The organism is Paenibacillus sp. ACRRX (assembly GCF_022346885.1).
Taxonomy (GTDB): domain Bacteria; phylum Bacillota; class Bacilli; order Paenibacillales; family Paenibacillaceae; genus Paenibacillus_B.
Window position 1 is genome coordinate 157,496 of record NZ_JAKRNK010000010.1, and the last position, 26,575, is coordinate 184,070.

A 26,575-nucleotide genomic window follows, 5' to 3' on the forward strand; every position below is an offset into this window, starting at 1 on the left:
GATTCTTCAACATGGGCAAGCCTATTACAGTATGCTGTGTGCATACCTATACTTGAGATCTGGCGAAGATCATACAACAGTACTGCGAAGCATGGAAGCAGCACCGTATATAGGCAAAAAAAGAAGGACGTCGGTTACGGCGTCCTGTTTGGGTTTCCCTCTTCTATTATTACGTTAAGGCAATGTAGTCGGTTTCATCACTTTCTTGGTATCTTCTACCGCATAATCACTAAATGTGGAAAGCACACTATTATATTCATCTATATCTGTAATTCTAATCCCATCCTTAAGCTGTTTGATCACTTGAGGCGGTAATGCACTCTCTACTGATTCCACATCCAATTGGAAAAACGTTCGAATCACTTTCTCCTTTTCAGGTGTGCCCTCGTATAAGGTTAATTTTCCGTCACGGTCTACACCAATAAACGCATTCCGCTTGCATGTCTCCGACAGATCATCAATTTTCTGCTCCAGTACAACACGGTTATGCTCATCGAAGGAAGCTATCCAATCCGGATGGTCAAGTAAAGAACGCACAATCTCAGAAGAAGGCCTGGAACCGAGAATATCGTCTGTCTGACCGCAAATATACTGCATACGATGCACAACGATGTAATGTGTATTTCGGTCAGATAACCGCTTCATCACTTGTTCCGTCAACGCGTCCTTATGGATGGCGTTCGCCTCGTGCAGCGGGGCAAATGTTTCTGCAACTGCATTCATCTGCGTCTCGCTTGCGTCAGTCTTCTCTCGTGTAGCATCCATATGTCTTACTCCAATGACGAGTGCCCCGATAAATAATAGCAATGTAGCTAACGACCAAAGCGGCCGCTTCCAGCGTTTTAGAAGCTTTTTGAGCTGATTCATGCGAAAAGAGAACCATGTATTGGAACGATGCTCCCCAGTCATAACAATCCCCTTCATTTCCACTTTTTTTATAGTGTGGCCAAACGAAGGGGAACTCTATACTTATTAAATTCAATTCATCTATTCATGTTTGTGCCGAGCTGATTACTCATGCGAAGCAGGCAGCCATGTGCTGCGTCGAGCGTTGCGCATGACGGCAATCGCCATCAGTACCAGTATTATAATGAGCGTGCTTAGTGCTGCAATCGGCCAATCAAATGGCAAATCCATATCCATCAATACCAGTTGGGCTCCTTGCAGCAACTTGGAAGGCATCCATCCACTAGACGCTGGAAGCAGACCCGATAGAATACTTGTCATCATAGCGGCGGCCAGCGCAGCAAAAGCTGAACCACCTGCATGATTAAGCAGTGAGCTCATCGCTACCGTAAGACTTGATATCCATATGAACCATCCTAATGCAAGGCAAGCTGCTGTCACGCCGGATAATATATCGATATGCCCAATCAACTGCTCCGTGTAATACCATGAACATAAATAACCAATCAAGACTGAGGGAATAGTCAAAGAGACGGCTCCCGCCCACTTCGCCATCATGTAGCTGACATGGGATACCGGCTTAATCAACAGCGCAGCAGCCGTTCCAGACTTTACTTCCCCTGATACCACTCCCATCAAGGCGAGTACAAGTACCAATAAACCAACGGTATTGAATTGACTTAGTGTTTGACCAAGCACCTCGCCTGGCACAGGGAGTGGAATCTTTATTATCGAGCCCTCCGGCAGGCTCCCAGCCAGCGACAAAATGTCAGGCATAAATTTCATGGTGACTGGCTGAGCAATACCCAGAGCAGCAAATACTAACGGCACCCAAATCCATTTATAATTACGCAGCATTTCCTTACATTCTTTCTGGTAAAGAACGAACCACATTCTCATGATCCCACCGCCTTCATAAACAACTGCTCTAATGTGTTTACGCCTGCTTCAAAGCTAACGAGCGGAATTTGTTGTTCGTGAATCTGCCGCAACAAATAATCCCTTGCTTCATCATAACCCTGTACAGTTAATTCGGCTCGTGTGGAGCGGATCTCTGCTGCTTTAACAAAAGGGAGTTCCCCCAATTTGTGCAGCCAGGCAAGTGCAGCTGGCTGCTGCTCGACCTCAATCGAAAACAGAGGATCAGTTGATTGTTTGCGCAGTGTATCCCATTGACCCTGCATCAATATACTTCCTCGTTTCAAAATAATAAGCTCATCACACAAATCTTCAGCATCATGCAGCACGTGAGTGGAGAACAAAATAGTTGTACGACGTTTCAGCGATTGAAGCAGTGCCATAACCTCACGCCTGCCAATGGGATCGAGCGCAGATACTGGTTCATCAAGCACAAGCAGTTCTGGCTGCGCAATCATGGCTTGGGCAAGACCGAGCCTCTGCTTCATTCCGCCCGAATATCCACCGATGCTCCGCTGCCCCGCGTCCGCCAGTCCTACTATTTCTAGCCACTCATCCGCAGCAATACGGGCTTGACGCTTGCTGCTGCCTGTTAATTGCGCCATCAATTGCAGCCATTCACTGCCATTCATCCAATAGTGAAAGCTTGGTGACTGCGGCATAAATCCAATCCAGCGTCTTAGATCTCCTTGATGTTTCTTACCCGTCTTATCAATCATAGTAACCGATCCTGAGCTTGGTTTGGTTACGCCTGTCAGCATATGAAGCGTTGTTGTCTTCCCTGCTCCATTCGGACCGAGAAGAGCTGTACAACTGCCGCTCGGTATCTTAAAATTAACGGCGTCGACTGCTTTATGACTGCCGTATTCTTTGCTTAATTCGGATATGACGAACTCGCTCATCTTCGCTCCTTTCTGCCTATTAAGAAATAAGCAATGCATCCAGGCATGTTTAACAATATAATAATGGCCAACCAAAGTCCTTTAGGTCCGTTAGTCGACTCTGTCTTATCTAGCGATACTAAAGCCACAACCATTAATATAAGTTGTATGACAAGCAGCGGCATAATGATATTCCACGGTATATCGGACCATGACATATTCATAACGATGTCCCCCTCTTATTCAGCAGTGAAATACTTCCCTTCATTCCACTCACCTATTTAGCTGCTTTTCTCCATGGTCTAACGACGAAGAGAATGTATAAGATAGTGGGCAAAGGGATACTGATAAATCCCCACAGCGCCCATAACCACGGATAATAGCCATGCTTGCGTGCATGCAGAAACAAACAGGTGCCTTGTGTGATCAACATAGGGACGAGCACACACAATACCCACAACGGAATATCACTCCCATTATTCATGAGACGTCCCTCTTCTCCGTCGCTTGATTTTATATTCTCGTGTGAGCAATCCGCCCAGGACGCCGATCAATAACACGAACTGCAGCAAGACATATACGGATATATCGGTCACTGCCAAAGCCAATCCACCTAGCAACACGACAACAGCAACCAACCACAACACACTTAATTCACGCCAAAGTGCTTGCTTTTGCCTTTGTTTATGTTCCGTAAGCATAGCAATCAGATACTTCTGATCGGGGATCGGCTCCTCTTCACTGAGGACATCAACTTTGGCAAGCTCTCCCTTGAGCAGAGCTGTCCATTCCTCTTCTGTCTCTGGCAACTTTTTAGGATCCATGTCTTATTTCAGCTCCTTTCGAATGTGCTCAATACCATAAAAGACACGGGATTTGGCAGTTCCTTCGCTCAAGCCAAGCATCTCTGCTATTTCCGGATAGGTATAGCCATAATAATGCTTTAATAAGATCGCAGCCCGCTGCTCCGGTGGAAGTTTTCCTAAGGAATCTAGCAGATCTGTCCACTCTTCATTATGGGCCTCCATCTGAAAACGCATTGAGCGTATGGCCTGCTCCTGCCAACGCTTCTCGACTTTTTGTCTTCTTATCAGATCAACATAGATTCGAGTAGCTATTGTAATCAACCAGGACGAGAATTTGGAGGAACCGTTGTACAAATGCAGCTTCTCCATGCTCTTAAGCATCGTATCCTGCACGATATCATCTGTTAAAGCCGGATTCATCGTCAACTTCAACACATAGTTCCGAACAAAGGTGTAATTCTGTTGTAACAGGAGGGCGAGTGCAGCCGTGTCCCCTGCTCGAGCAAGGTCAATAGTATGCTGTTCGGTAATCGCTCTCACACCCTTTGTATTTAAGTTGTATCGACTGCAGTCCCAAGTAGTACGATGAAGACTGTCCATTCGTTCAAAGCAATGCAAAAAATATATTTTATAATGTTTAGGAAATCATTTGTGAGCTAATATCAGATAAAACCATCTATTAAATTGGAATGATGTTATGTAGAGAGGAAATTGCTTGAAGTAAGATTTGCGGAAGCTATCTAATAAGTATGTATATCTGAATGTTATCCCAGTCAATCATCAATCGGAAGTATAATAAAAAAACAAAAACCGTCGGCACATAACCGACGGTTCTTCATATTAATGGTCGGGACGACACGATTTGAACATGCGACCCCTTGGTCCCAAACCAAGTGCTCTACCAAGCTGAGCTACGTCCCGAACTACATTATGGTGCCGGTGAGAGGACTCGAACCTCCACGGTTTCCCTCACGATTTTGAGTCGCGCGCGTCTGCCATTCCGCCACACCGGCATATCAAGTTGTAAAGATGGCGCGCCCTGAGAGATTCGAACTCCCGACCTTTTGATTCGTAGTCAAACACTCTATCCAGCTGAGCTAAGGGCGCATATAATGGAGCGGACAACGGGATTCGAACCCGCGACCCTCGCCTTGGCAAGGCGATACTCTACCACTGAGCTATGTCCGCATATCTTTAATTTTCTCGTTCATACGGCAATATACTCTTTCTTTCACCGTGTCCCGTTTCGCGAGGACATGATCTAATATATCAGACTAAATATTAAAATGCAAACTTTTTTTCTGATTTTTTTAGTGGTATTTTTTTCTTTCCCTCAATGAATCGTCGTGATAAATGGCATAAGCCGTTACCTATTTCGCTTCGTCATCATATCTTTTAATAATTGACTTTGTAATGTGAAATGCCTTTCCCCTTATAATCACGAATTTGGCCATGTAAAAGGAGGTGTGCCTTGTGAGCGAATCGTTATACATCCACAATGTCGGTACCCTTTATGAACCTACTGGCTACGCAAAGGCTAACCGACAACTTGTACTTGAGCTGGCGAAGAAAGGGGTACACGTTCGTTTTACGCCAATTCACGCTGAGCAAGTAAGAGTACCGCTTGATCCCAATGTAGAAGCCATATTGGGAACCTTGACACACACACCGCTGCCACCAAGACATCCCATGCTGTTCCACTATCCAGCTTACCATTTTGTGAAGTCGAGTGTGCAATATACAATTGGGATGACCATGTTTGAGTGCAATCGACTTCCCTTCAACTGGGCAAGAAGATGCAACATGATGGATGAAATATGGGTGCCTTCCACCTTTAATAGAACTTCCTTCGCCCAGAGCGGCATCCCGCTGCACAAAATTCACACCATGCCCTATGGTGTCGATTCCGTCCTGTTCCAGCCGCGAACAAGCACGATTCCGATCCCAGGGAGAAGACAATATGCGTTCCTTGCTGTCTGCTCTTTTGATGAGCGCAAAGGCATCGAGACGTTAGTATCTGCCTTTTTCGAAGAGTTCGATGAATCAGAAGATGTATGCCTAATTTTGAAAACGAGAGCCTCCAGCGAGCAGGAAATCTTACAACAACAGCATTATATTGACCGGATATCCGTGCAAGTAAGCGATAAACCACGTCCTTCTGTCATTTTATTATCAACGACTGGAAGTTGGTCCGAAGAGCAATTGGCTGCGTTATACAATACTGCTGATTGTTATGTCCTGCCAACAAGAGGAGAAGGCTGGAGCTTAACCGTGATGGAAGCCATGGCATCAGGCTTGCCCGTCATCACGACTAATTGGTCTGCTCATTTGGATTTTATGAACGATAGCAACGGCTATCTGATCCAAGTACAAGGATTTGTGGCATCTAATCCTGCTTATCCTCGGCTGTATTGGGCTATACCTGACAGGAACCATCTGCGTCTGCTCATGCGGCATGTATACACTCATCCGGAAGAAGCCGCTGCAAAGGCTGAGCTAGGAAGACGCATCTTAACTGAACAGTATACTTGGGAGCAGAGTGCGACTCAGATGATTAGCAGGCTTCAGCAACTGCACAACCTCTAAGACTGGAGGGAGAAATAGAGTGATCAGCTTAATTATACCTACTATTCATCAGGTCGATTTGGTTCAGCAATGCGTCAATAGTTTCCGTGCAACCATCAACGATTTGCCTAACGAAATTATCGTTGTTGATGATGGGAGTCCTCCCCCCGTTCAACAAGCTTTGTCCGCGTGGGCAGCATCAGAGCAACTTAGGCTCATCACACGAACAAGCAACGGCGGGTTCAGCAAAACGGTGAATGAAGGCATTGCGGCTTCACTCGGCCATTATGTAGTACTCGCGAACAATGACATTATCTTTGAGCAGATGGGCTGGCTGAGCCAAATGCTGCATACGATGAATTCTTCTCCCGATATCGGCATTGTCGGTGCCCGTTTGCTTTATCCGAATCAAACCATTCAGCATGCAGGGGTGTTTCCTTCTACTAGAGGTTACTTTGATCACCGTTATCGGCATCAACCTGCCGATTATCCACCTGCATTAGCTATCGAAGACGTCAATGCGGTTACAGGCGCCTTAATGCTTATACGTAGAGATGTGATCCACACGATTGGCCTGCTATCTGATTTATATTTTATCGCCTATGAGGATGTAGACTACTGCTACAGAGCTAGGAAACAAGGTTGGCGAGTCGTGTATTGTGGAACAGCCTCGGCTGTACATCTGGAAGGCTATACGCGCGGTACAACTAGAGCTAACAAAAACCGTTATTGGCGCCATAAGGAACTGGAAGCCAGAAGGCTGTTTTGGGCAACTTGGAAGGGAGAGCGTCTATAAGACATGTCAACTTTAGAAGTTGTATACGTATTGGAGAAGGTTGGATTATCCGGCGGCATTAAAAATGTGATCGAACAGGTCAATCGACTGCATCAATCCGGTGTTAAGGTGCACTTATTTGCTCTCGACGGGCAGCCTACATGGTTTCCACTTCACATCAAAATTAGAAGCTTCGCGAGCTATACGCTCATGTTTAAAGAATTAAAATCCATGCATGCCATCAAGATTGCTACATGGTGGAAAACCCTCCCTGTCGTCTGGAACAGCTGCGATCCAAATCAAGGCGGTCAAGGGGTCCCTTTATATTTGGTACAGGATATTGAAGAAAGCTATTATCCAAATCTGCCCGATATGCAGGAACGAGTCAGACAGACCTATCGCCTGCCTGTCCGCATGCTTACTATTGCAGACTGGACCACCAATGAGCTGCTGCATCGTTTTCGACAACATGCCACCAACATTTCTATCGCGGTTGATCTCGATATGTTCAAGCCTAATCGCACCCACGACTATGATCCATACCGCATACTGGCCTGCTCCCGCAAAAGCCAGCATTTAAAAGGGTTCGAGGTTACGGTTCGCGCCATACAAGGGGTATGCAAATACGTACCACAAGCGTCGCTAGTTACTTTTGGCATCGAGCCACCACGGATAAAAGGCATCTCCAACCTACATTTTGCTCGTCCCACGGATGAGAGCGTCTCTAATCTGTATGCCAACTGTGGTGTGTTTGTACAGACATCCTATCACGAAGGCTTCGGTCTGCCGATTGTAGAAGCAATGGCATGCGGAGCCCCTGTAGTGACCACAAAAGCAGAGGGAAACGAGGAATTTTGCAAAAATGGCTGGAATTGCGTCTTGGTCGACAAAGGTGATGCTACAGGTGTAATGAACGGAATTATCCGTATCTTGCAGGATCCGGAATTCGGAGCGTACATTGCTGCTAACGCTGTGGAAACAGCCCAATTATACAACTGGCCCCGTGTGATGCACAATTTGACGACCGTGTTCAACAGCCTTACGCCGCAGACGATCTGATAGTAGGACTGAAAAACATACAGGCGACTCACGACTAGCAAGGGGCGGGTTTTGTATTTCGTATACTCTTACCTGACCTCTTGCTTATAGGCATGTCCAGTAAAGTACGTCTACATCCTCCTCTATTTCTTATACGTACGCCATCGAAGTCATTACACTCCCAATTAAGGGTAAAGGAGGAATTACGAGTCATGATTCAAATTATATGGCAAGGCAACATGTTTGATTCAACCGGCTATGCCAAAGCATCCAGGCAGTACGTGCTTGCCTTGCATGAAAGCGGCGTAAATGTGAAAGTTGAAGCATTTTCATCCAACATGCCGGAAGTCGTCCTGCCCCCAGAACAACAGCAGATCTTGAAGCATTTAGCTGCCAAACGTAAAGCTCCCGGCAAAAAAATATATTTATACCACTACATTCCGGATATGTGGAAACGCAAACTTCAAGCAACGATCGGCTTTACGTATTGGGAAACGTCCAGGCTTCCAGATGAATGGGTATCCACATCCAATCAGATGAATGCCCTCTTTCTACCAAGCTCCAATAACATGGAAGTATTCCGTACGTCCGGCGTACGTGTTCCTATGTTCCACATTCGGCCATGCCTTCATTACCCGCTTCATTCATTCCGCGCTGAAGATGTGCCCTCCTACTTGCAACAACTGCCACCCTTCCGTTTTCTTGCCGTTTGCTCTTGGATTGAACGCAAAGGATATGACCTGCTGCTCAAAGCATTTATGCAAGAATTTAGTGCCGCTGAGCCTGTCTCTTTAGTGATCAAAACAGCCGGTAATCACGATATATACAATGTGCTTCAGAACATGAAGCACACAGAGCGCTTGTCCCATGAGCCTGCTCCCATCTATGTAGACCTGCATACCCGCAGTGAAATGGAGATGGATGCCTTATACCGCAACTGTCACGTATTTGTACACCCCAGCCGCGGAGAAGGTGTAGGATATCCCATGCTTGAAGCAGCAGTCAGAGGTTTGCCGATTATTACTACGGGCTGGGGCGGCCACATGGATTTCCTGAACGAACACAACAGCTATCTAATTCCGTTTCAGTTGGTACCAGTTAAGCCTCAACCTTACTATTACGGTTATAAAAGCAATCAGTTATGGGCAGAAGCCTCAGTCGAGCAATTAAGAGTATTAATGCGGCAAGTCTTGAACGATTACCAATCCGCTTCTCTTAAAGGCCTAGCCGCGCAACAAGCAGCCACCACCCACTTTACGCCCAAGGCTGCTGCCCAAGATATGATTCATGCGCTTCAAACACTGTCCGGATATAAACTGAACTAGACGGTCTCACTCTGCTGGTGGATGATAAGTGATCCCAGCAAATACGGCATTCCACAGCAGGTCGCTGTGTTCATCCCACTCGGCTGGAAGCTCAAGTCCACATGTATTGGCGAGCGGCCAGCCACAATCAAACACTTCTTTTCTGCTGACTGGATTCACCACCAGTAATCGAAACTGATTGGCTACACGTGCAGCCAGTGCCGCCTCCAGTTGAACAGCTTCTTCAAAGCTGGCATTCAAGCGAAAAAACAAAATCATTCTACTTTGCTCGGTTTTCTGCAAAAACCGGGCTACTCTGCGTTGTAATGTTGCATGAAACTCGGGATATTTGTGCGTGATTCCTTCCAACTGTTCGCTAACTAGAAAGTCATGTACCGATTGCACTTCATAAAAGCAGTCTTTTACCGAATAGTTATAGTTGTTAAACTCGGTGCCGTCTACAACCATATTGTCAGGGTGCATAAAGTTGGCAAACCCGCTTCGCAGCAGCTTGGTTAATCCCGGAATCGAATTGGAATACATCCAATCGATAACCCCACTATATGGCCGTAAGCCATAACGTTCGAGCCGCTGTGCCGGATAACAGTTCGATCCCAAGCTGTAAACCGCATCATATTGTCCCTTAAGCTGAGCCAGATCCATGGTTCGCCCCCCCTCTCAATAAGTGCTGGTTAAATGGCGTAAGATACGTCTCCTGTGCCATTTTACCGCCCCACTTCAATTCGTAATATCGTTCATATAGCGGCCACGTTGTATCCACGATAAAGTTAACTTTTGAATCGGACTTGCGGGTCGAGCTGCCGTGATGCTCTACGGGCAGTCCAGTAAATACTTCCTCATATCCTGCCAACCGAAGTCGCCGGTGGTAATCAATGTCTGCAAAATAACTGCTGAACACTGTATCCCAGCTTCCTACGGCACGCACTGCTTTCATATTATAGGCAGCTAATGCATCGAAATTAGTTAAGGCAAGCCCCCACTTCTTTCCGCTTGCTTCCAGCTCATCGAGTGCTTGCAAAAATGCTTCAGGGGTACCTGGATAAGCTTCTGCGTCATTGTGCATATAGAAGACCGCATCCGCCCCTTTTTCCGCAGCCAATCGCTGAAACCAATTCATCGATTGCGTAAATGTAAGCGGAACAGGCGGTGTATATACGGTTACCAGGTCAGAGAGCCAAGAGTGGTGCTGTAGTGCCCGCTCAGGTGAATTATCCAGCACAACAGTGTTTCCCCAATATAAAGGAATGCTTTGTATGGCGCGCTGCAGTAGGTCTATACGGTTTACATACGGAATGCCCACTGTATACTGCATATTAAATAACCCCCTTTATATTTGATTTAGTCTTGAAATCATTTTGCGGGCAGATTGGTCCCATGAGTAAGTGGATAAAATGTGCGCTGCCGATTCTTCGCTGCGCTGGCGGACACTTTGACGATTCGTGTACACGTACCTCATTAGCGAAGCCATATGTTCAAAATCAGGCTCAGCCCACCTGAAATTTAAGTAGTACGGGCATTTGGCCACTGCTGGGACTAATCGCTTTACCCGAATGGGATATCCTGTATCCTCGTTAAGAAAGTCTGACTGGGCACTCCAATTGGTGGCTATGGTAGGAATTCCGCAAGCCATCGCTTCCAGAATCGGCATCCCCCAGCCCTCGCCTCTTGTCGGAAGTACAAAACAGTCCGCTGAACGGTATAAGGAACCAAGCTGATAATCGGGGAGCTCCTGATTGTAGATGAACATAATCTTGCAGACGCAATGAGACAGATCCAGCTTCCGCAGCTCAGCATGCACATTAATGGCTGTATCGGAATTAATGACCTTGCACACGAGCAATACTTCATCGTACCTGAATTCATTTACATAGGCTTGCAGCAGTTCTAGCGGAGCCTTTCGTTCCCCCCATTCAAACACAGACAAGAACGTATAGCGGTCGGAGAATCGCGAAGCATGGATATGGGGATTAAAATAGTCGGGATTAACGCCAAGTGGCATTACATGGATGGGGACATGCACACCACTCTCGCGAAATGTCATTAGATTAAACGTCGAAGGGACCCAGACTTCGTTCATACGATTACACTGTTCCACCCAATCTTGAGGCAGTCCGTCAACTTCCAGCATCGTATAACCGATTTTGTATCGTCCCGTATTTTTAAAGAAGACATCCCCTTGGCCGTAGACTACTTCTGGCGCATTTGCGTCTCTATGCCGCATGCCAAACAAGTTAATACGATAATCACTGCCACTGACGGGCTCCATTGCCTGATTAGGAGTTCCTGGACCATAAACGTACCGATAATGCATCTTCACATGCTGTTCATCCAACGCAATCATCAGATTACGTGAAGAATTAGCATAGCCGGAAGCCACATTGGCAATGGAGTGCCAATTCAGGGCATGACTATACTGTGCATCCAGAAAGGTGCTCCACTTTTCACGAAACATCATCCGCGACCCCTCAAATAGCTGTGAAAAGTCAACCTTATTGACCTTGGTGGATGTATTTTGCGAATGGGTAAGCGTAACTCGCCCATCGTACACGACCCTATATTGATAAGACCATGCTCTCAAGCAATAATCCGTATCCTCAAAGTATGCAAAATAGTCAGTGTCCAATAGGCCTATCTTTCTAATCATGTCGCGTTTTAAGTAAGCGGAAGCAAATACGATGCCCTGAACGTCTCTGACCCGCTCATATTGACCGATATCCTTTTCTAAACCCGCTATCTGCTGTCCCCAGCATGTTTCCGCATATATAAAGGTACCCGCATGCTGAAGATCTCCCGCTTCACCGCACAATCTGCAGCCGACTATACCTATGGCGTCATCTGTATAGGCTGTTTCTTGCAGCTTCTCCAGCCAATCCTGCTGCTGAACGACGATATCATTATTAAGCAGCACAATATCACTTGCCGGATCGCACATCGATACCGCCATGTTGTTCCCAGCAGGGAACCCAACGTTAGTCGAATTGGCGTACCAATGTATCCAAGGAATCTGATTCAAATAGGCGATAGTACCGTCCGTGCTGCCGTTATCAAACACGACCACGTCCACCAAGGCGTGATCCGCCAGGTAAGCAAGTGAATCCAGACAACGCTGTGTGTATGCAAGACCATTCCAGGTTAGGATTACAATCGATATTTTACGATTCAGCGAAGGGGATGCGGGGTGCCTTGGCTTATCGCCAAGGTTAAGATCCTCGATTTCATATTTGCCAAAAATCAGCTTCTCTCTTAAATAGCGGTCCCGTTCCTCCAGAATATGTCTGCTTTCTGCGGAAGACATCACGTTAACAAGAACTAAGTATTTATAAGCATGCTTGTGCAGTTGTTGTACATAATGGAGAATCTCGTCTTCTTCTGCCTCGCGATCTAGTAGTTCACTATACATTTGACGAATAAAAGAGCTGTCATCCAAGTCCAGCAGCGCCCAAATGTTGTGATAAATCGATGTCCGTTCTCTATGCAAAGAATGAACCGGCTGCTTCGTATAGAGCTGCCTCGCTTCGCGGCTCCGAAACAAGCTGACGACGATAGCCATCTTCGACGTCCCTGCGCTGAGCATGGCGGCATACTGAAGTCTAGCAGCGAATTCTGCTTCTCTACCCAGTACCTGCCGATACAGTTCCGCAACGAATTCCTCCCTTTCCAATTGAAACAACTGGTGTAACATTTGGACGAGTTTCAACATCAATCCCTCCATAACCGCCGATTAAATAGTTACTTTCTTACAATGTATTGATGACAGGTGTCCTTTGACATCAGCAAATGTCCGCACTTGTCGCATTTATTCCACAGACACCATCCTAAACACATCTCCCGATGAATAACATAAGAGGGAGCCATTGAACTTCTATCGAAAGGAGGAACTGTATTGACAGACGTCCGCTATCTGGTTGCTAATCGCCGCCTCTTGATAAGCATCCGTCATTCAGAACGCGGATTGCTTATAGAGCCTGTTCATACCAATTCAGCAGATCCTGATAAGGAACGCTGCATTCCCCACGCCTCCACCTTATATGATATATGCGAAGATGATAAACATTGCATCCATATCGTCTATATAGATCAAGCTGGCAGGCTGATTCATGCGATCGTCCGCCCAGATCATACGCAGATCCTTTCCGACATGCTGCCACTGGCTGCGGATTGGGAGAGTACCACCATCCATACCGTCAAGCTTTGTTGCCTTGGCAATGCATTACATTTATTTCTGCTACGTGATCGTGGCTTTATCCACTATGAACTAACAGGAATCCATTGGAGTTCCCCCACAACGATTGCAAATGATCGTGGATGTCATCACATTCATCTAGTGCAATCAGCTGAACGATGGATGATCATCGGCATCATGAACAATAGACAGACCTATGAGCTGGACATATGGCATTACAATGGACATTCTTTTACTTGGAACAAGCCGTATCCTGCCCCACTGGTCACATCATGGTCCGTCGAGGATATCCTTCATATTGAAGCGCAATTAGACAGGGAAGGGCTTCTCGTGCTGCTGTGCTTGCGATTTCTCAAAGGAAAGCTCAACTTTCAGCAGTTCCGGCTAGCCGAAGACGACACGTTGATCCCTTTGTCAGACAGCACTTTAATTACACCAATTCGTCAAGTTGATGCCGCCCTCTGCCATCGGTATGATGACCATATTCAATTTACGTGGACAGCCGAAGGTCACTTGTATCGCATTAAATACAAGACCAGCGACGGAAGCTGGGGTGTACTGCAATCAATCCCAGCCAGCCAGCCTACACTATGGTATGTAATATCCAATCATATTGACAGTTCCATGCCCTATACGTGTTGGTTGTCAGCACATCGAGAATGGCTGCCTTCGGACGTGCAGCTTCACTCTTTTCTCGATCTGTACCGTACAAATACGGATATCCTTGCCAGTGTCACTTACGCAGAGAGTTCCTTAACTACAGTCAAACGGCTGCTAGGAACACACGACAAACTCCAAGAAGAGATGAACCAGTTGGAACAACGCATTCAATTCTGCAAACATCAAGCCACACTAAAGCAGCATCGTCTTGCAGCACTAAGTGAAGAACTCGACATACGCGAATCGCTGCTCCGCATCCCTGTACCCGAGCTGGATTTCCCCTTTAACATAGAGCTGGATATGGATACAAACTCAGACCGTGTCTTTTTGCACGGACATACTGCAGTCCAAATGTCACCTCATATATCCGCAAGCATTTCAGATGCTAAACAACTGATTCAGCCAGATCATGAGTTATCCTCCGTTCAAAAGAGCGGTGTCCGCCACAAAGTCATTCATCTGCTCCAACGTATTACAAAGCTAAATCAGTGAGGTGGTCTTATGACATCAACAAGCTCCTCCATTTATATAGAAGCCGTATTTAAGCATGCTGTCGACATCGATTTGGAGCTGCGCCGGGTTACGGTATTTGGCGGCTTGATGATTCGTAATCTGAGTCGCGAAGCCGTTGAGCATCCTCAGCTTGTCCTCCACATAACACCGATCCGGGCAACGCTAAGCGGGAAAATATTGTCACCTGAGCTGGTTCAAACGTTTGCTGTGTACACAAAGGGCGGCAAACAGACAGGATGGAAATTTTCTGATCCGGATTGGATCAAGCAGTCCAAGCGTAATGGAGAATATCGTATTGAATCGATCGAGCCGCTCACCCTGCGCCCAGGAATATGGACTGAGCTCAAAGACTGGCAGGTGGAATACGATTTTGAGCACATTTCTGAGCCCCTTCATATTCAGGGTTGGGTAGAAGTGAATGATCAGCGACATAGCGTCATCAATCCAATCTCCTTAACTTGTGGCCCATAAATGGGTATTTGACTACACAACTTCCTGTAGACGGCCGAATACTGTGAATAAATGGGTGTTCCCCTCTTCCAACAAGGAATAGGATCCGTCATCATGCAACTGGGAGTGAAGAGATGAGACAAATTATTAAAGATTATGTAGCGATTTGTGCCGCTTTGTTGCCTTTTGAGGAACCTGTATATGAATTCGGCTCGTATCAGGTTCAAGGGCAGGAGGTCCTTGCTGACTTAAGACCCTTGTTTCCAGACAAAACATATGTAGGCTGTGATATGCGTTTAGGACCAGGTGTAGATCGTGTCCTCGATCTCCACCACATTGATCTCCCGGATGCCACAGCAGGTTTAGTTCTTTCACTCGACACGCTGGAGCACGTCGAAGATCCGCGACTTGCACTGCAAGAAATACATCGTATCTTAAAGCCAAACGGTATCGCGATTATTAGCTCTGTCATGAATTTTCCCATTCATGATCATCCAGCAGACTACTGGAGATTTACCCCACAAGCTTTTGCGAGCATCTTAAAGCCGTTTGATGTAGTGATGACCGATTACGCAGGCGAGGAGTTGTTCCCGCATACAGTTGTGGGCATTGGTATTAAAGGCGATCAGGTACGACCAGAAATTATAAAAATTGTTGAACATTATTTGAGTGTATGGCGTACGAATAGCTATCATCAACGTTGATTTCACGTTACTTTTGCATGCAATCTCTTTAGAGCCGGTAAGAATGGAGGTAGTTACAGCGTGATATATTTCTGGAGCAGCATTGTACACCCGATCCTTAGATTAATGAACCCAGCTACTATCATCGAGATTGGTTGTGCCCAAGGCCTAAATACTTTAAATCTATTGTCCTATGCCGAGCCGCATGGCAGCAGATTGATTGCAATAGACCCTGTTCCCCAATTCGACGTTTCCCTTGTAAAACAAGTATACGGTAATTCATTTGACATGAAGCAAGGCTACAGCTTGCAAGTATTGCCGGAAATAGAGGCTGCAGATGCCGTCTTCCTTGATGGTGATCATAATTGGTTCACCGTGTATCATGAGCTGAAACTACTGGAAAAGCTGCAACGGTTTCCGATCGTATTTCTTCACGATACAGAATGGCCTTATGCTCGCAGAGACATGTATTACTTCCCTGAGTCAATCCCTGCTCAATATCGGCACCCTCATGCATGCAAAGGCATCCTCCCAGGTATTAATGAGTTAGTTAACGGTGGCCATAACGAATCCGTCTGGAATGCCGCGTATGAGTACGGGCCAAGAAACGGTGTGTTAACGGCTGTTGAAGACTTTTTAGCCGAGACAAAGCTGACACTGCGACTTCACCGTGCTCACAGTCAACATGGATTAAGTATTATCATCCCGAACGAGACGGTACAAGATCGTGAACATAACGATCGGGTCCAGCAGATCGTAACAGCATCAGGGTTATAAATGTAGCTTTAACACGGCCATCTTTCGTATGTGGGGCCGCGCATCAATACAAAATGATATTCCAATGAAGCGGGCCCAATGACCCGCTTCATTCTTTTTATTGCCTTACTTGTTTCTGTGGTCTACAACCTTCCTCGCAAATAACTCACACTACAAGTACAACGCGTGTCTGGGGCACTTTGTATGTTTTAACAACAGTAAGGGGCGTTAATAACGACTGGAGCGTAGCCGCTGCCTGTCTCGAAGAGCAGTTCCTCTCCGCCACAAAGCGGCTTGTCAAAGGAGATGATCACAATAAACAAATTGTTGGGGGCGTGCTGAGGTATACATTTTCCATAAAAGATATCTTGGAAATCAATACATACCTTTCTTCTCGGTTTGCACCATTCCACTAATTCTGCGCAAAACGTTGTCTGTACTTTTACTTTTTCAATACGTGGACCATGCGGTTTGTGACAATGTTTTTTCTTGGCTCGCTCGCATTTGTGATGATGGTGACCACATTTGCATTTCTCGCGGTTGCATTTACATTTTCCACAAGCACACTTTTCTCTATGACATCGATCGCAAATTGGATGATGATCATGTTTATCCTCTTTGATCTCCTCACATTTGTGATACCCATACTTCACTGATCGACATTTGTCACAATCACACTTCTTGTGCCCATGTTTCTTCGACTTGCACTTCGGGCAATCACAATGTTTCTTGTGGCTGTCATGGCCCTGTATCAAAGCATCTTTGGTTTCAATCGAACAAGTCGATATTAACTTAGGTTCTACCAGCTTAATAAACAAATCACACAACGGCTGGTTGGTCTCATTACGAAAAATAAACTGAACTAAACGTTCGCCTTTAGGCAAATCGCAGAATCGGAAGCATTTCTGATTCTGCGTAATTGGAATCGACATGTGGCTTCCTCCTTGTTGCTAATCTAATATATCGTATGCTATTGGAACGTTTCTAGTTTGTGTGAATGAATCTATTAATTCATCCAATCACAACAGCCATGTCCACCATATATTAGTGAGTAGAAGGAGAGCTATCCTTCCTTCATATGAAGTCAAGGAGGTCATATGTATGCCGTTAGTTCCTATTCAACGACTGACAAGCCTTACAACAAATGTAGTAACTGCAGCTAATGGTGCAGCTGCTTTTGCCCTTGCCCTATCAGGCGCTGCTCCAAACGTCGTTAACGTTGGCAATGCACCTGGCATTTGGCCAGAACTAAGAAAATTCGATAACGATAACACTGTATTCGCAGCAGCACCAGACCCTCAAGCTGTATGGTCACAAGCTGCGTTTATCCCTGGTGAAACGCACGGCTTTGCCGCAGCATCAATAACAATCCCTTTAACAGTCGGAATCATAAATGACTTTTTGATCGCTTTAACTGTATTTTCCGACAACGCAGTAATCGCTAACATCCAAGCCTTTAGTCCTCTTGGCATAAGTTTGTTCCCAGTGCCAGGGCTTGGTGTTAACTTGACTGCGGGTTCGCTTGACCCGAATACTGGCCTAACAACGGATATTGCTCCACCGTACAACTGGCAAAAGGTACGCTTCTATTCCATTCCAGCTTCGTTAGGGTTAATAAGCGTCGCGCTTAGTGTAAGATTCATATTCACATTCCAAGTAACCAACTACTTCACAACTGGTGCTGTTAACACCGCTGGTCTTTCATTTGCTGCCGATATCTATCAATCCTCCTTGTTATAATCTCACAACAACAAAAAAGGTATCCTCCCTGTTCTCTAGGGGGATACCTTTTACATAGTTACTTAAACCGATTGATGCGCCACTATCGCAATGCGCTCAGGCACCAGTAGGCCATCAACAGGCAAGTAACTGCGCATGCGCGGACGTCCGCCCACCACCGATACAATAATATAAGAACATGCGAATACAATGTGCTCCTGATCGAAAGCTGATGGTCGTGCAGCCGCTGTTGGGTGGGAGTGAAACATGCCTGCCAGCCGTTGACCCGATCGCTCGATCTCGTCCAGAACGATTTCTAATTCTGCTTCATCCATCGTAAATGAAATCGGACTGTAGTCCCGATTGGTTACTGGCCAGCAGGTTTCCACAATATCTCCTGTTGCGGACAACAGACCGCAAGCTTCATTTGGAAGCTGAGCTTTACAATATCCTGTTAGTTCGCGATACAAATCTAACGTTATCCTGATCAAGTGGCAATCCCCTACTTATCTTCATTTTGCTTGCTAGTAAGTATATTAAATCGGTTCTGGTTGACCACGCGCTGCTCTTTTTTCTGTGCTAGTGTCATTTGGTTCACATAACTCATAAACTTCGCCTCAGGCTCCCCCATTGTCGGAGTAGAGCCTACTGCATCACTGTGTGCCTTTAACATGGAGAAAATAGAGTTGGACTGGGCTCTCTGTCTGGTTACTGTTACAGATTGAGTCTGTTTTTCCTCAGTTAACATGACCGCATCCTCCTTTTGTATAGACTCGACTCTTCCCGTAGTCATAGGAGCTTTTGGATAGTTTGCTGCTGCTCTTGGTAGGCCAGGGATAAAGATAGCTTCGTTTATTTCTGACTTTGCATCCGAGCTGACGGGTGTATTGGACTTTTTAGCGGCCTCCGTCGTTTTATCTTCTCCATGATCACCGCTAACCCGTTCCTCTATATCCGCTGCGTTCTGCTGCTCTGTCTGTGTCTTGGCGCTGCTTGCCGCGGCGATCATCACCGGCACAGGAGTAGAAGACTGAAATTCTTCCTCAACTGCCTTTCCAACTATATAATCCTCGTCATCCTTCATTGTCATATCAGACATCACCTTGTTATCCACTGCTACGATGTTCTTATCCCCATCCTCCGCAGCTTCAACTGCTGGGGTAGTATCGTGTAGGACGCTCTCTAACAGTACTTCAGGTACGTAAGCCATCGCACGAATAGCACGAGTGATCTCCATAATTGGCTTCTCCGTATAAAGTGCAGTAATCGCCTTGACGATACTTTGAGCGAGCTGTCCGACTTGAAACACAGACAATGACTCCATGTTCCCGCAGTTCACCATAACTGTAGGCATAGGCTTATTGGACATGGCTAATATCGAGCTCATCATATTTTTCCAATTTAATTGAACGCCACGGACAGATATTTCATGTGTGTCTGCTAAATTGTCCATTATCAACTGCGCCAGCGGTTTGCTCCATTTCATCTGTTCAAATGAAAAACTGGCAGACCAGTCCTCCTGCTGCGGCTCATACTGAAATGCAATCCAAGATATCGGATGACTGTCACTTAATTTCTTCACTGTTGTTCGTCTATCTTCGTCACGATTAACTAACAAAACTGTAAATCCTGTCTCTTGCAATAATTTTTCAACATGAGACAACAGCGCTGTTAATTCCGAACGACTTGATTCGAGCACAACTTGATGACCTTGTATAGGGTGAGTAATGTCTAATATGTTATGGGCTTGGTCGAGCTTAAACGCAAACATATGCTCTCCCAGCAATTGAACAACATCTGACAACTGTGAATCACGTAATTCACGCATTTCTTTTCCATTCACTCGAATATGCACCATTATCCCCTCCGCACTTTACATTCCTATACGTTATCGTATGTGACGGTTTGAGATTGGTTCCATTGGAACAGGCCAATGATGACGATGAAGCTGCTGATTCAGCTCCATTTCTGTTTCATCCAGATGAAAGAGCTGCTCCTCCAGCTTCTTTAACGTCCAGGCTGTTTGTTCTTTCTGAACATACAATCTGCTTATTTCTGCTTGTAAAGTGGTCGTTTGCTGTATTACATAGTTGGATATCTGCTCCATCTCCTGAATTATTCCATTAAGTAATTGCTCAGGTGGAAGCTTTCCCTTTAATGTAAAAAAAGGATGAATAACATCCTGCCAGCTTAATGGTCTGAAATAAGGCGCACTGATACCTATAGCCTCATATGGAAATACATATTCACCTGTCGTACATGTGGTTTGCACGAACTGTATAGCGGCAGGTGACCCGTATGCCACTTCGCGATATGGACTCCATTGTTTTCCTTTATCCGTTGTGACAGCATACACAATTCGCCCTCCTGCATTTACATACGCTAACAGCAACGCGTCCTGTGCGTGTATGAAGCAAGGTCTTGGCAATTCGCCATCGTAGCCGATATATACTGATGGAGTTCCACCAACGATCGACATATTTTTATAGTAATAATGTAGAGCATGCTGGTGGCGAATACTCCATGCGGCATGTGTGTAACCAGCAGCATCTGAATGAATAGCAAGCGTCCCGAGCTCATGCTGTGCTCTAGCTTCGAACAGCGCCTGCCAGTCTGTTTGTTGGTCACAGAGATTCATCTGCATCCCAATCAGAACATCCGTTTCCGTACTTGGCTGATATAGATGAAACAAACCATGCAGCTGCTGACCGCGTCCAATTGTATAAACAGCTTGCCTGAAAAGCACCCCGTCGCCGCCAATAACTTCACATGGGAACGTGTACCGTTGATCACGCCATACTCCTTTGCGGTATGATCGCAGCATAAAAGAAGCTGACCCTTGATTGTAAATCACGTATCCGAAATACATCGTCTCATTATGTATAAATAAGTACGGTGCGAACGTATCCGCATGGAAGTCAATCCTGACTTCCTGCCCTCGCTTTGCATTTCGCCGTACATAATATACTCCATTCACGGTCAGCAGCAGCATATGGAGCTCTTCGGCCAATGGCAGCATACTGGCTTCCCTGACTTCCCCTTGCGTTTCCCACTCGATAAATGAAGGCGCAGCCTGTATCTGATGCACAGCATGCTTGATAATTCCAGCCGGACTCATGTCATACCAACGATACTCAGACTGTACTTGAACAAATGCTTGTTGCCCCATGGAATCCCTCCAAAAATAAAGTCTTGGGGTTCCGTCACCTTTTTGCATGCTCTCCATAGTATGTAATTGAGTTTGATATTTACAAAGGAGGCTTGAAACATTAATGGAGAGCAAATTGGTCCAAGGTCAACAGATCCCCGAATATTTGCCTTTACCCTCTTTGGAGTGCATAGAGGTTCCTAAAATATTCGACTGGGTGCTGAAAGTGACCCAAATTGTCGACGAGTCGACTGTCGACCCAGCACTGTGCTTACCATTGCCGTCCTCGTTCCGTATTGAAGTTAGAGTTATTGATGTCGATTGCTTCGAGAAACCGGGTTCCACAAGAGAAAACGTCGTCGTCACTGTAGGAACGACACCTGTAACGCTGCAACGTGTTGTCATGAAGAAGGTCGGAACGTACGAAGTTACGATCATTGACACGTCAGTTATTCCTAACGTCGTGCACTGCAGATATACGAAAAACTTCGTACGCTTCGAGAAAGTACTGCTCTGCGCGCCTCCGGGAACCATTATCGACTGCCACATCGTTACGGATGCGACGCGCATTGAAGTACTCGATATCGTCGACAACACATTTGTTAATGTCGACATCGTGATCTGCCAAAGCATTCAAGTAAAAGCCAACGTCAAGCTAATGGTTGAAGCTGAGCTGTGCCAACCTCGTGCAGAGATTCCAATCCCAGAGAATCCTTGCGTGGTCACATTCCCGCCTCAATGCCCAGACATATTCCCTGGCGCACCATATCCATTCCCTTGATTGTTCCTATTTACCAATTGTACAGAGCGTTTGGGGTGGTGGAACAACCATCCCTTTTTTTTATCTATGATGAACTGACTTATGCCAGCGGGAGGCCGTTATGAGAATATACTACATTACCTCCGGATATCGAAGGCCTATTGATATACTAGACAATGCCCTCATCAAAGCATTGCTTGGTGCCGGGTATCATACGGACTACTTTCTGTTGAACCGTAAGCCGACGGCTCACCTGCTTCCTGATATTCGCCGCTGCTCACCGGATCTTGTCATAACGATCTGTGGTCCCAAATCACATCTTCCCGTTGCGCTAGTCTCCCAAATCAAAGCAATGGGGATTCCAACTGCTGCCTGGTTTGTAGATGATCCCTATACAATTGACTATGCTTTGGAAGTCGCTGCAGCTTATGATTATGTGTTCACAATTGATTCAGGCTGCATTCCCTTCTATCAGGCAAGGGGCTGCCGTCACGTGCATCACTTGCCACTTGGAACAGACACCGATATATTTCGTCCGTATGCTGTTCATCCTACTTATAATACAGATGTGTGCTTTATCGGAACAGGTTATGACAATCGTATCGCCTTCATGAAAGAATTGCTGCAAAGTGTGGACCGTCAAGTCCGCGTGCAATTAATTGGTCATTTCTGGGATCGTACGGATTGGTCAAAGGGATGCGCGCCTATTATTCGCAGCAAGTGGATTAATTTTACGGAGACACCTCGCTACTACAACGGAGCTAAAATTGTGCTTAACATACATCGCAGCGAGTCAGACACTTACTTAGACAAAAATCATACAGGTGCTCCGGCTCACTCCATTAACAACCGAACGTTTGATATCGCAGCCTGCCGGGCTTTTCAACTCATTGATTTTCGGTCAGATTTGTCACATTATTATGAACCAGATGTAGATGTGGGGTGCTTTGAGTCTCCCCGAGAAGGTGCAGAATTGATTCAGCGCTATTTACATGATACTGAGGTCAGACAAATAATGGCACAGCGGGCTTACGAACGCACGGTTCACAACTGTACGTTTCGCCATCGGATAGAGAGCATGTTGTCTGTTATCGTTCCCGCAGGGCGCTGCTAATCTTCATTCCTGATGTATCATATGCTAGAAGAAACTTGGTAGAGACTGACGATTGTCCTCTCCGCTCCGAAATGGTTGCTTGAACGCATTATGAATGAGGGGTATGCACAAGCTTACCCCTTCACAAAAGATTCCATAATACCTGCAGCACCAGCAACGGCAAGAATAAGCAGAATCGGAACCGCAACAAGGTTAGGCAAGAACAAATAAATGCTCACTATAACCGCTGCCGCCCAAATACCCGTGCACCAATAGCACGTCAACAATTTACGCATAAAGGTGTGAAATTTACTCCCTTTGCCCTCAATAACCGCCATTAAAGCCCCCTTCTCATCTTTAATGATTTTTTCTTCAAGAAAGGGTTTTCGAATAAAGGAAGTAATCTCATCAAATACGATTAATCTTGTTAAGCGGTAACTAGCCAAAAACAGTATGATAAACGTCATCACATTAAGGCTCCACATAGCGGAAACCTCCCTCTTAAGATGTACTGGATGTTGGCAATAGTGTATGACTGTTTCGCAACGACTAGAACCGGAACACCCCTGTTTCACGCCTTAGCAAACATACATATACTAACTGTGTCTATAACGGCAGCTAGTAGCATGAAATGCTGAATATATGGGAGGTTCCAGATATGGCGGGGATCATGATTGTTCAGAGCAAGGAACATTTGGAGCAGATTATTGCAGAAACTGATGTATCACCTTTATTTTTGTATAAACATAGCAGTCAATGTGGATCAAGCCGAGTCGCACACGCCAGTCTCAATCAATTCATAAACAAATACGGAAATGTAGCAGCACGATTTCAAATCTTTGTCATCCGTGTGATCGAAGAAAAACCACTTTCGGACTATGTAACAGCAGAGTTAAAAATTCCACATTTGTCTCCTCAAATATTGTTGATCGCCAATCGTACGGTTCGATGGAATGCTACTCATCAACAAATTAATGTAGCAAATCTACGTAATGTCGCCCTTCATCATTTACAATCCGTTAACGACGCTGGTGATACGCCATGACGAGACCCTTTACATTAACGTTATGTATCATTATTAAAGATGGCGGAGATGGCTTATCCGATACGATCATGTCCGCTGCCCGCTATATTGACGAACTTATCCTCGTAGATACATCTACGCGACATCTGACTTTTTCAATTGCTAATGCTTATAATGCAACCTTGCTGCGCATGCCTTCCCAGTTCTCCTATCGCGAAGCACTGCAGGCAGCGATTAAGGAAGCTTCGTGTGATTGGATTCTGCTGCTGGACGAAGGTGATCGCATCGAAGCGTCTAGCTCCACATGCCTACCTCAGCTCCTCTCACAACCGGCAGCAAACTCCTTTCGCTGCAAACGTATTACATCTGAACCTGATCATAGTGTAACTGCTGAAGCTGTACCCGTACTATTTCGAAATTCGCCACACCTCCCTCGTAATCTGTCCTTCCTTACACAAGTCCCCCTTCAAGGAGATACTGCCGGAATCCAAGCACAACTGTGCCCCTTCACGATCTATCGCAGCGTATCGCTTGCACAATTGCAATCACAGGTAGATCAAATGAAACAGCAAACTGTTCATCCAAGCCTGCCATATTGGGCAGCATTGCCGCATTATTACAAAGGCGAATATGGCTTGGCTATTGATGCGCTGAATAAAGCCCTTCGGCTTATGGCCAAGGATTCCATCTATACGAGTCACGCAAGAGTTCGTCTAGCCCAGAGCTACTTATTAATGCAGCAGTTTGAACAGTGTCTGCAAACAGTGGAGCAAGCCCTCGTGCATGACCCCGATTACCCCGATCTTCATTATGTCCGCGGCGCTGCTTATCTTGGATTGGAACAGTGGGGTGCTGCAGCAGCGGCTCTCCTGCAATGTGCGGCCTCATGCAGCATGACTCACTACTATATTTCAGATTGTGACATTGATCCTATTGCATGTTATCGATTGGCGGCATCTTGTTATAATCGCAATCATGCCATTGAAGAGATGATGGAGTTGATGGACTTGGTGCTCTCGAATTGTTCACTGCCTGCTAAATGAGGAAATTATACGGCTTTCCAAATAAAAAGGCTGACTTATAAGCATTTACTCGCTTACAGGTCAGCCTGCATACTCTTTGTGCATCTTAGATATAGGTAATCTCAATTCAGATTAAATAATAACTGATAATATACAATAACCATAGGTGCAGCGGATAAAATACATAGAACATATATTTTGCAGCCGTGCTGTTGTTACCACGGTTCCCGTTGTATAAGAGCAGAAATGGCAGCGCAAATACCATCATCCACTGCGGATCATTGATCATAAGCTGCTCGTAATTAAATAAATCCGCATCGCCCCCCACCCCTATTGTTATTAGTAATACAGTAGCAATATAGACAATAGAAAGCAGCCATTTGCGCTCTCGACAAAAATAAAACACAAGCGTACAGATGACACCATATATACTGGCTTCTGTATACATCACGCTCACAGCAGACGCTGCAATGGCTAATAACAACCCGATTATAACCCGATGCATGCTGCCCTGCTTCATCCAGTCCAAACCAATCAGAAGTACAACGCCTAATCCCAACGATAAAAATATGTTGTTGCTCAACATCCTTAGTTCAGGATAGATCAAGCTTAATAGATAGGAGCCCGCTGCCATAATCGCTGCCCACATCATAATTCGAGACAAATACTTCACCCGGCTTCGCGTAAAAAAGAATCCTTCCACAAGGAAGAAAAAGAATATCGGTGCTACAATACGTCCCGGGTAGTGCAAATAAATGCCCATCTCCCCATAATCGAGTGGCAGAAGTGAAGTGACGTGGTCAACCACCATTAGCAGCATAGCCACTATCTTCAGCCAAAATGCATCCATCCCAAACCGTTGATAAGTATGATTCATCGTAAAACCTCCATATGCGATACCTAATCCGTCCCCTAGTGTATCAGTCATAACTGCTGAACTGTATTGATGGACATGACAACGGTCTTACATTAATGAAAGAGATGAACCTTTCGAATCAGAAAATAAGCGTTTATACGCAAAAAAACCTCTAAGCATAAGCTTAAAGGTTATCATGTCATAAACTGGTGAGCCATGAAGGACTCGAACCTTCGACACCCTGATTAAAAGTCAGGTGCTCTACCAACTGAGCTAATGGCTCTTAGTGGTGACCCGTAGGGGATTCGAACCCCTGTTACCTCCGTGAAAGGGAGGTGTCTTAACCCCTTGACCAACGGGCCTTACTAAGTATTTAAATGGCGGAGCTGACGGGATTCGAACCCGCGGTCTCCTGCGTGACAGGCAGGCATGTTAGGCCTCTACACCACAGCTCCACGATTTATTTGGTTGCGGGGGCAGGATTTGAACCTACG

The 26,575-nt window shown here is 45.8% G+C and carries 29 protein-coding genes and 7 tRNA genes; 13 read left to right on the forward strand and 23 right to left on the reverse strand.

Features of this window, described 5'->3' with window-relative positions; all coding sequences use genetic code 11:
• Nucleotides 1-174: 174 nt before the first annotated feature.
• The 11 genes from MH117_RS23355 to MH117_RS23405 all read right to left on the reverse strand — a co-directional run bounded on the left by MH117_RS23355 (nt 175) and on the right by MH117_RS23405 (nt 4,699).
• Nucleotides 175-867, reverse strand: a complete 693-nt coding sequence (locus MH117_RS23355) for a BofC C-terminal domain-containing protein (RefSeq protein ID WP_239333038.1) — start codon at nt 865-867, stop codon at nt 175-177.
• Nucleotides 868-1,011: 144 nt separating this feature from the next.
• Complete coding sequence (locus MH117_RS23360) at nt 1,012-1,806, reverse strand: ABC transporter permease subunit (RefSeq protein ID WP_239333040.1); 795 nt, start codon at nt 1,804-1,806, stop codon at nt 1,012-1,014.
• The gene (locus tag MH117_RS23365; RefSeq protein ID WP_239333042.1) at nt 1,803-2,726 is read right to left on the reverse strand and encodes an ABC transporter ATP-binding protein; all 924 of its coding nucleotides are present in this window, start codon (nt 2,724-2,726) and stop codon (nt 1,803-1,805) included. Before MH117_RS23365 ends, MH117_RS23360 begins: the two co-directional genes overlap by 4 nt.
• On the reverse strand, nt 2,723-2,929 hold the full coding sequence (locus tag MH117_RS23370; protein WP_239333044.1) for a PLDc N-terminal domain-containing protein: 207 nt from the start codon (nt 2,927-2,929) through the stop codon (nt 2,723-2,725). The genes MH117_RS23365 and MH117_RS23370 overlap by 4 nt, the downstream gene beginning before the upstream one ends.
• 53 nt (nt 2,930-2,982) lie before the next feature.
• Nucleotides 2,983-3,189, reverse strand: a complete 207-nt coding sequence (locus MH117_RS23375) for a sigmaY antisigma factor component (protein WP_239333046.1) — start codon at nt 3,187-3,189, stop codon at nt 2,983-2,985.
• Nucleotides 3,182-3,529, reverse strand: coding sequence for a DUF5345 family protein (locus MH117_RS23380; protein ID WP_239333048.1), 348 nt, complete (start codon nt 3,527-3,529; stop codon nt 3,182-3,184). Before MH117_RS23380 ends, MH117_RS23375 begins: the two co-directional genes overlap by 8 nt.
• Nucleotides 3,530-3,532: 3 nt before the next feature.
• Complete coding sequence (sigY, locus tag MH117_RS23385) at nt 3,533-4,111, reverse strand: RNA polymerase sigma factor SigY (RefSeq protein WP_275444797.1); 579 nt, start codon at nt 4,109-4,111, stop codon at nt 3,533-3,535.
• 244 nt (nt 4,112-4,355) lie between these two features.
• Nucleotides 4,356-4,432 (reverse strand) — tRNA-Pro (locus MH117_RS23390).
• A 10-nt stretch (nt 4,433-4,442) separates the two neighbouring features.
• Nucleotides 4,443-4,524, reverse strand: a tRNA-Leu gene (locus MH117_RS23395).
• A 17-nt stretch (nt 4,525-4,541) separates the two neighbouring features.
• A tRNA-Arg gene (locus MH117_RS23400) sits at nt 4,542-4,618 on the reverse strand.
• 6 nt (nt 4,619-4,624) lie between these two features.
• Nucleotides 4,625-4,699, reverse strand: a tRNA-Gly gene (locus MH117_RS23405).
• A gap of 285 nt (nt 4,700-4,984) precedes the next feature.
• On the opposite strand from MH117_RS23405, the gene MH117_RS26745 reads away from it, so the two are divergent.
• From MH117_RS26745 to MH117_RS23425, 4 genes are all read left to right on the forward strand, one after another.
• The gene (locus MH117_RS26745; protein ID WP_239333049.1) at nt 4,985-6,097 is read left to right on the forward strand and encodes a glycosyltransferase family 4 protein; all 1,113 of its coding nucleotides are present in this window, start codon (nt 4,985-4,987) and stop codon (nt 6,095-6,097) included.
• A 19-nt stretch (nt 6,098-6,116) separates the two neighbouring features.
• Nucleotides 6,117-6,872 (forward strand): glycosyltransferase family 2 protein, encoded by a 756-nt coding sequence (locus MH117_RS23415; RefSeq protein ID WP_239333051.1) that lies wholly within the window; start codon nt 6,117-6,119, stop codon nt 6,870-6,872.
• A 3-nt stretch (nt 6,873-6,875) separates the two neighbouring features.
• Nucleotides 6,876-7,910 (forward strand): glycosyltransferase family 4 protein, encoded by a 1,035-nt coding sequence (locus MH117_RS23420; RefSeq protein WP_239333053.1) that lies wholly within the window; start codon nt 6,876-6,878, stop codon nt 7,908-7,910.
• A gap of 191 nt (nt 7,911-8,101) precedes the next feature.
• On the forward strand, nt 8,102-9,214 hold the full coding sequence (locus MH117_RS23425; protein WP_239333055.1) for a glycosyltransferase family 4 protein: 1,113 nt from the start codon (nt 8,102-8,104) through the stop codon (nt 9,212-9,214).
• 6 nt (nt 9,215-9,220) lie between these two features.
• Here the strand turns inward: MH117_RS23425 and MH117_RS23430 are convergent, their stop codons facing one another.
• From MH117_RS23430 to MH117_RS23440, 3 genes are read right to left on the reverse strand one after another with little or no spacing between them, the layout of a single operon-like run.
• Nucleotides 9,221-9,856, reverse strand: coding sequence for a DUF1796 family putative cysteine peptidase (locus tag MH117_RS23430; RefSeq protein ID WP_239333057.1), 636 nt, complete (start codon nt 9,854-9,856; stop codon nt 9,221-9,223).
• Nucleotides 9,837-10,526: a glycosyltransferase family 2 protein gene (locus tag MH117_RS23435; RefSeq protein ID WP_239333059.1), complete on the reverse strand. Its 690-nt coding sequence runs from the start codon at nt 10,524-10,526 to the stop codon at nt 9,837-9,839. Before MH117_RS23435 ends, MH117_RS23430 begins: the two co-directional genes overlap by 20 nt.
• A 15-nt stretch (nt 10,527-10,541) precedes the next feature.
• Nucleotides 10,542-12,914, reverse strand: a complete 2,373-nt coding sequence (locus MH117_RS23440; RefSeq protein WP_239333061.1) for a DUF4214 domain-containing protein — start codon at nt 12,912-12,914, stop codon at nt 10,542-10,544.
• A 183-nt stretch (nt 12,915-13,097) separates the two neighbouring features.
• On the opposite strand from MH117_RS23440, the gene MH117_RS23445 reads away from it, so the two are divergent.
• The 4 genes from MH117_RS23445 (at nt 13,098) to MH117_RS23460 (ending at nt 16,480) form a co-directional block, all read left to right on the forward strand.
• Entirely contained in the window at nt 13,098-14,549 is a 1,452-nt protein-coding gene (locus MH117_RS23445; protein ID WP_239333063.1) for a hypothetical protein, read from the forward strand.
• Nucleotides 14,550-14,558: 9 nt separating this feature from the next.
• Nucleotides 14,559-15,041, forward strand: coding sequence for a D-Tyr-tRNAtyr deacylase (locus tag MH117_RS23450; protein ID WP_239333065.1), 483 nt, complete (start codon nt 14,559-14,561; stop codon nt 15,039-15,041).
• Between the two features lie 113 nt (nt 15,042-15,154).
• A complete protein-coding gene (locus MH117_RS23455; protein WP_239333067.1) occupies nt 15,155-15,724 on the forward strand; it encodes a class I SAM-dependent methyltransferase in 570 nt (189 codons plus the stop codon).
• Nucleotides 15,725-15,784: 60 nt separating this feature from the next.
• The gene (locus MH117_RS23460; RefSeq protein WP_239333069.1) at nt 15,785-16,480 is read left to right on the forward strand and encodes a class I SAM-dependent methyltransferase; all 696 of its coding nucleotides are present in this window, start codon (nt 15,785-15,787) and stop codon (nt 16,478-16,480) included.
• Nucleotides 16,481-16,668: 188 nt separating this feature from the next.
• Here the strand turns inward: MH117_RS23460 and MH117_RS23465 are convergent, their stop codons facing one another.
• Entirely contained in the window at nt 16,669-17,391 is a 723-nt protein-coding gene (locus tag MH117_RS23465) for a hypothetical protein (RefSeq protein WP_239333071.1), read from the reverse strand.
• A 169-nt stretch (nt 17,392-17,560) separates the two neighbouring features.
• On the opposite strand from MH117_RS23465, the gene MH117_RS23470 reads away from it, so the two are divergent.
• A complete protein-coding gene (locus tag MH117_RS23470) occupies nt 17,561-18,199 on the forward strand; it encodes a hypothetical protein (protein WP_239333073.1) in 639 nt (212 codons plus the stop codon).
• 62 nt (nt 18,200-18,261) lie between these two features.
• Here MH117_RS23470 and MH117_RS23475 read toward each other — a convergent pair whose 3' ends face one another.
• From MH117_RS23475 to MH117_RS23485, 3 genes are read right to left on the reverse strand one after another with little or no spacing between them, the layout of a single operon-like run.
• A complete protein-coding gene (locus MH117_RS23475; protein ID WP_239333075.1) occupies nt 18,262-18,669 on the reverse strand; it encodes a M67 family metallopeptidase in 408 nt (135 codons plus the stop codon).
• Nucleotides 18,670-18,680: 11 nt separating this feature from the next.
• Entirely contained in the window at nt 18,681-20,036 is a 1,356-nt protein-coding gene (locus MH117_RS23480) for a hypothetical protein (RefSeq protein ID WP_239333077.1), read from the reverse strand.
• Between the two features lie 30 nt (nt 20,037-20,066).
• Nucleotides 20,067-21,347 (reverse strand): hypothetical protein, encoded by a 1,281-nt coding sequence (locus MH117_RS23485; protein ID WP_239333079.1) that lies wholly within the window; start codon nt 21,345-21,347, stop codon nt 20,067-20,069.
• Between the two features lie 103 nt (nt 21,348-21,450).
• On the opposite strand from MH117_RS23485, the gene MH117_RS23490 reads away from it, so the two are divergent.
• Both MH117_RS23490 and MH117_RS23495 read left to right on the forward strand, forming a co-directional pair.
• Nucleotides 21,451-22,107 (forward strand): BMQ_0737 family morphogenetic spore coat protein, encoded by a 657-nt coding sequence (locus MH117_RS23490; protein WP_239333081.1) that lies wholly within the window; start codon nt 21,451-21,453, stop codon nt 22,105-22,107.
• Nucleotides 22,108-22,207: 100 nt separating this feature from the next.
• The gene (locus tag MH117_RS23495) at nt 22,208-23,200 is read left to right on the forward strand and encodes a CgeB family protein (RefSeq protein WP_239333083.1); all 993 of its coding nucleotides are present in this window, start codon (nt 22,208-22,210) and stop codon (nt 23,198-23,200) included.
• Between the two features lie 113 nt (nt 23,201-23,313).
• On the opposite strand, the gene MH117_RS23500 is transcribed toward MH117_RS23495, so the two are convergent.
• Nucleotides 23,314-23,664 (reverse strand): DUF1360 domain-containing protein, encoded by a 351-nt coding sequence (locus tag MH117_RS23500; RefSeq protein WP_239333085.1) that lies wholly within the window; start codon nt 23,662-23,664, stop codon nt 23,314-23,316.
• Nucleotides 23,665-23,837: 173 nt separating this feature from the next.
• Here MH117_RS23500 and ytxJ point away from each other — a divergent pair, with 173 nt between their 5' ends.
• Together ytxJ and MH117_RS23510 are read left to right on the forward strand one after the other, a co-directional pair.
• Nucleotides 23,838-24,224, forward strand: a complete 387-nt coding sequence (gene ytxJ, locus MH117_RS23505) for a bacillithiol system redox-active protein YtxJ (RefSeq protein ID WP_239333087.1) — start codon at nt 23,838-23,840, stop codon at nt 24,222-24,224.
• Nucleotides 24,221-25,246: a glycosyltransferase gene (locus tag MH117_RS23510; protein ID WP_239333089.1), complete on the forward strand. Its 1,026-nt coding sequence runs from the start codon at nt 24,221-24,223 to the stop codon at nt 25,244-25,246. The genes ytxJ and MH117_RS23510 overlap by 4 nt, the downstream gene beginning before the upstream one ends.
• Nucleotides 25,247-25,352: 106 nt before the next feature.
• On the opposite strand, the gene MH117_RS23515 is transcribed toward MH117_RS23510, so the two are convergent.
• From MH117_RS23515 to MH117_RS23530, 4 genes are all read right to left on the reverse strand, one after another.
• The gene (locus MH117_RS23515) at nt 25,353-26,102 is read right to left on the reverse strand and encodes a TraX family protein (RefSeq protein ID WP_239333091.1); all 750 of its coding nucleotides are present in this window, start codon (nt 26,100-26,102) and stop codon (nt 25,353-25,355) included.
• 186 nt (nt 26,103-26,288) lie between these two features.
• Nucleotides 26,289-26,364, reverse strand: a tRNA-Lys gene (locus MH117_RS23520).
• Between the two features lie 4 nt (nt 26,365-26,368).
• A tRNA-Glu gene (locus MH117_RS23525) sits at nt 26,369-26,443 on the reverse strand.
• A gap of 16 nt (nt 26,444-26,459) precedes the next feature.
• A tRNA-Asp gene (locus MH117_RS23530) sits at nt 26,460-26,536 on the reverse strand.
• Nucleotides 26,537-26,575: the final 39 nt, after the last annotated feature.

Excerpts from the sequence above, each read along its gene's own strand:
- MH117_RS23355 (WP_239333038.1), bottom strand. The coding sequence starts at position 867 with ATGAATCAGCTCAAAAAGCTTCTAAAACGCTGGAAGCGGCCGCTTTGG.
- MH117_RS23360 (WP_239333040.1), bottom strand. The coding sequence starts at position 1,806 with ATGAGAATGTGGTTCGTTCTTTACCAGAAAGAATGTAAGGAAATGCTG.
- MH117_RS23365 (WP_239333042.1), bottom strand. The coding sequence starts at position 2,726 with ATGAGCGAGTTCGTCATATCCGAATTAAGCAAAGAATACGGCAGTCAT.
- MH117_RS23370 (WP_239333044.1), bottom strand. The coding sequence starts at position 2,929 with ATGAATATGTCATGGTCCGATATACCGTGGAATATCATTATGCCGCTG.
- MH117_RS23375 (WP_239333046.1), bottom strand. The coding sequence starts at position 3,189 with ATGAATAATGGGAGTGATATTCCGTTGTGGGTATTGTGTGTGCTCGTC.
- MH117_RS23380 (WP_239333048.1), bottom strand. The coding sequence starts at position 3,529 with ATGGATCCTAAAAAGTTGCCAGAGACAGAAGAGGAATGGACAGCTCTG.
- sigY (WP_275444797.1), bottom strand. The coding sequence starts at position 4,111 with ATGGACAGTCTTCATCGTACTACTTGGGACTGCAGTCGATACAACTTA.
- MH117_RS23420 (WP_239333053.1), top strand. The coding sequence starts at position 6,876 with ATGTCAACTTTAGAAGTTGTATACGTATTGGAGAAGGTTGGATTATCC.
- MH117_RS23425 (WP_239333055.1), top strand. The coding sequence starts at position 8,102 with ATGATTCAAATTATATGGCAAGGCAACATGTTTGATTCAACCGGCTAT.
- MH117_RS23430 (WP_239333057.1), bottom strand. The coding sequence starts at position 9,856 with ATGGATCTGGCTCAGCTTAAGGGACAATATGATGCGGTTTACAGCTTG.
- MH117_RS23435 (WP_239333059.1), bottom strand. The coding sequence starts at position 10,526 with ATGCAGTATACAGTGGGCATTCCGTATGTAAACCGTATAGACCTACTG.
- MH117_RS23440 (WP_239333061.1), bottom strand. The coding sequence starts at position 12,914 with ATGTTGAAACTCGTCCAAATGTTACACCAGTTGTTTCAATTGGAAAGG.
- MH117_RS23450 (WP_239333065.1), top strand. The coding sequence starts at position 14,559 with ATGACATCAACAAGCTCCTCCATTTATATAGAAGCCGTATTTAAGCAT.
- MH117_RS23455 (WP_239333067.1), top strand. The coding sequence starts at position 15,155 with ATGAGACAAATTATTAAAGATTATGTAGCGATTTGTGCCGCTTTGTTG.
- MH117_RS23465 (WP_239333071.1), bottom strand. The coding sequence starts at position 17,391 with ATGTCGATTCCAATTACGCAGAATCAGAAATGCTTCCGATTCTGCGAT.
- MH117_RS23470 (WP_239333073.1), top strand. The coding sequence starts at position 17,561 with ATGCCGTTAGTTCCTATTCAACGACTGACAAGCCTTACAACAAATGTA.
- MH117_RS23480 (WP_239333077.1), bottom strand. The coding sequence starts at position 20,036 with ATGGTGCATATTCGAGTGAATGGAAAAGAAATGCGTGAATTACGTGAT.
- MH117_RS23485 (WP_239333079.1), bottom strand. The coding sequence starts at position 21,347 with ATGGGGCAACAAGCATTTGTTCAAGTACAGTCTGAGTATCGTTGGTAT.
- MH117_RS23490 (WP_239333081.1), top strand. The coding sequence starts at position 21,451 with ATGGAGAGCAAATTGGTCCAAGGTCAACAGATCCCCGAATATTTGCCT.
- MH117_RS23495 (WP_239333083.1), top strand. The coding sequence starts at position 22,208 with ATGAGAATATACTACATTACCTCCGGATATCGAAGGCCTATTGATATA.
- MH117_RS23500 (WP_239333085.1), bottom strand. The coding sequence starts at position 23,664 with ATGTGGAGCCTTAATGTGATGACGTTTATCATACTGTTTTTGGCTAGT.
- ytxJ (WP_239333087.1), top strand. The coding sequence starts at position 23,838 with ATGGCGGGGATCATGATTGTTCAGAGCAAGGAACATTTGGAGCAGATT.
- MH117_RS23510 (WP_239333089.1), top strand. The coding sequence starts at position 24,221 with ATGACGAGACCCTTTACATTAACGTTATGTATCATTATTAAAGATGGC.
- MH117_RS23515 (WP_239333091.1), bottom strand. The coding sequence starts at position 26,102 with ATGAATCATACTTATCAACGGTTTGGGATGGATGCATTTTGGCTGAAG.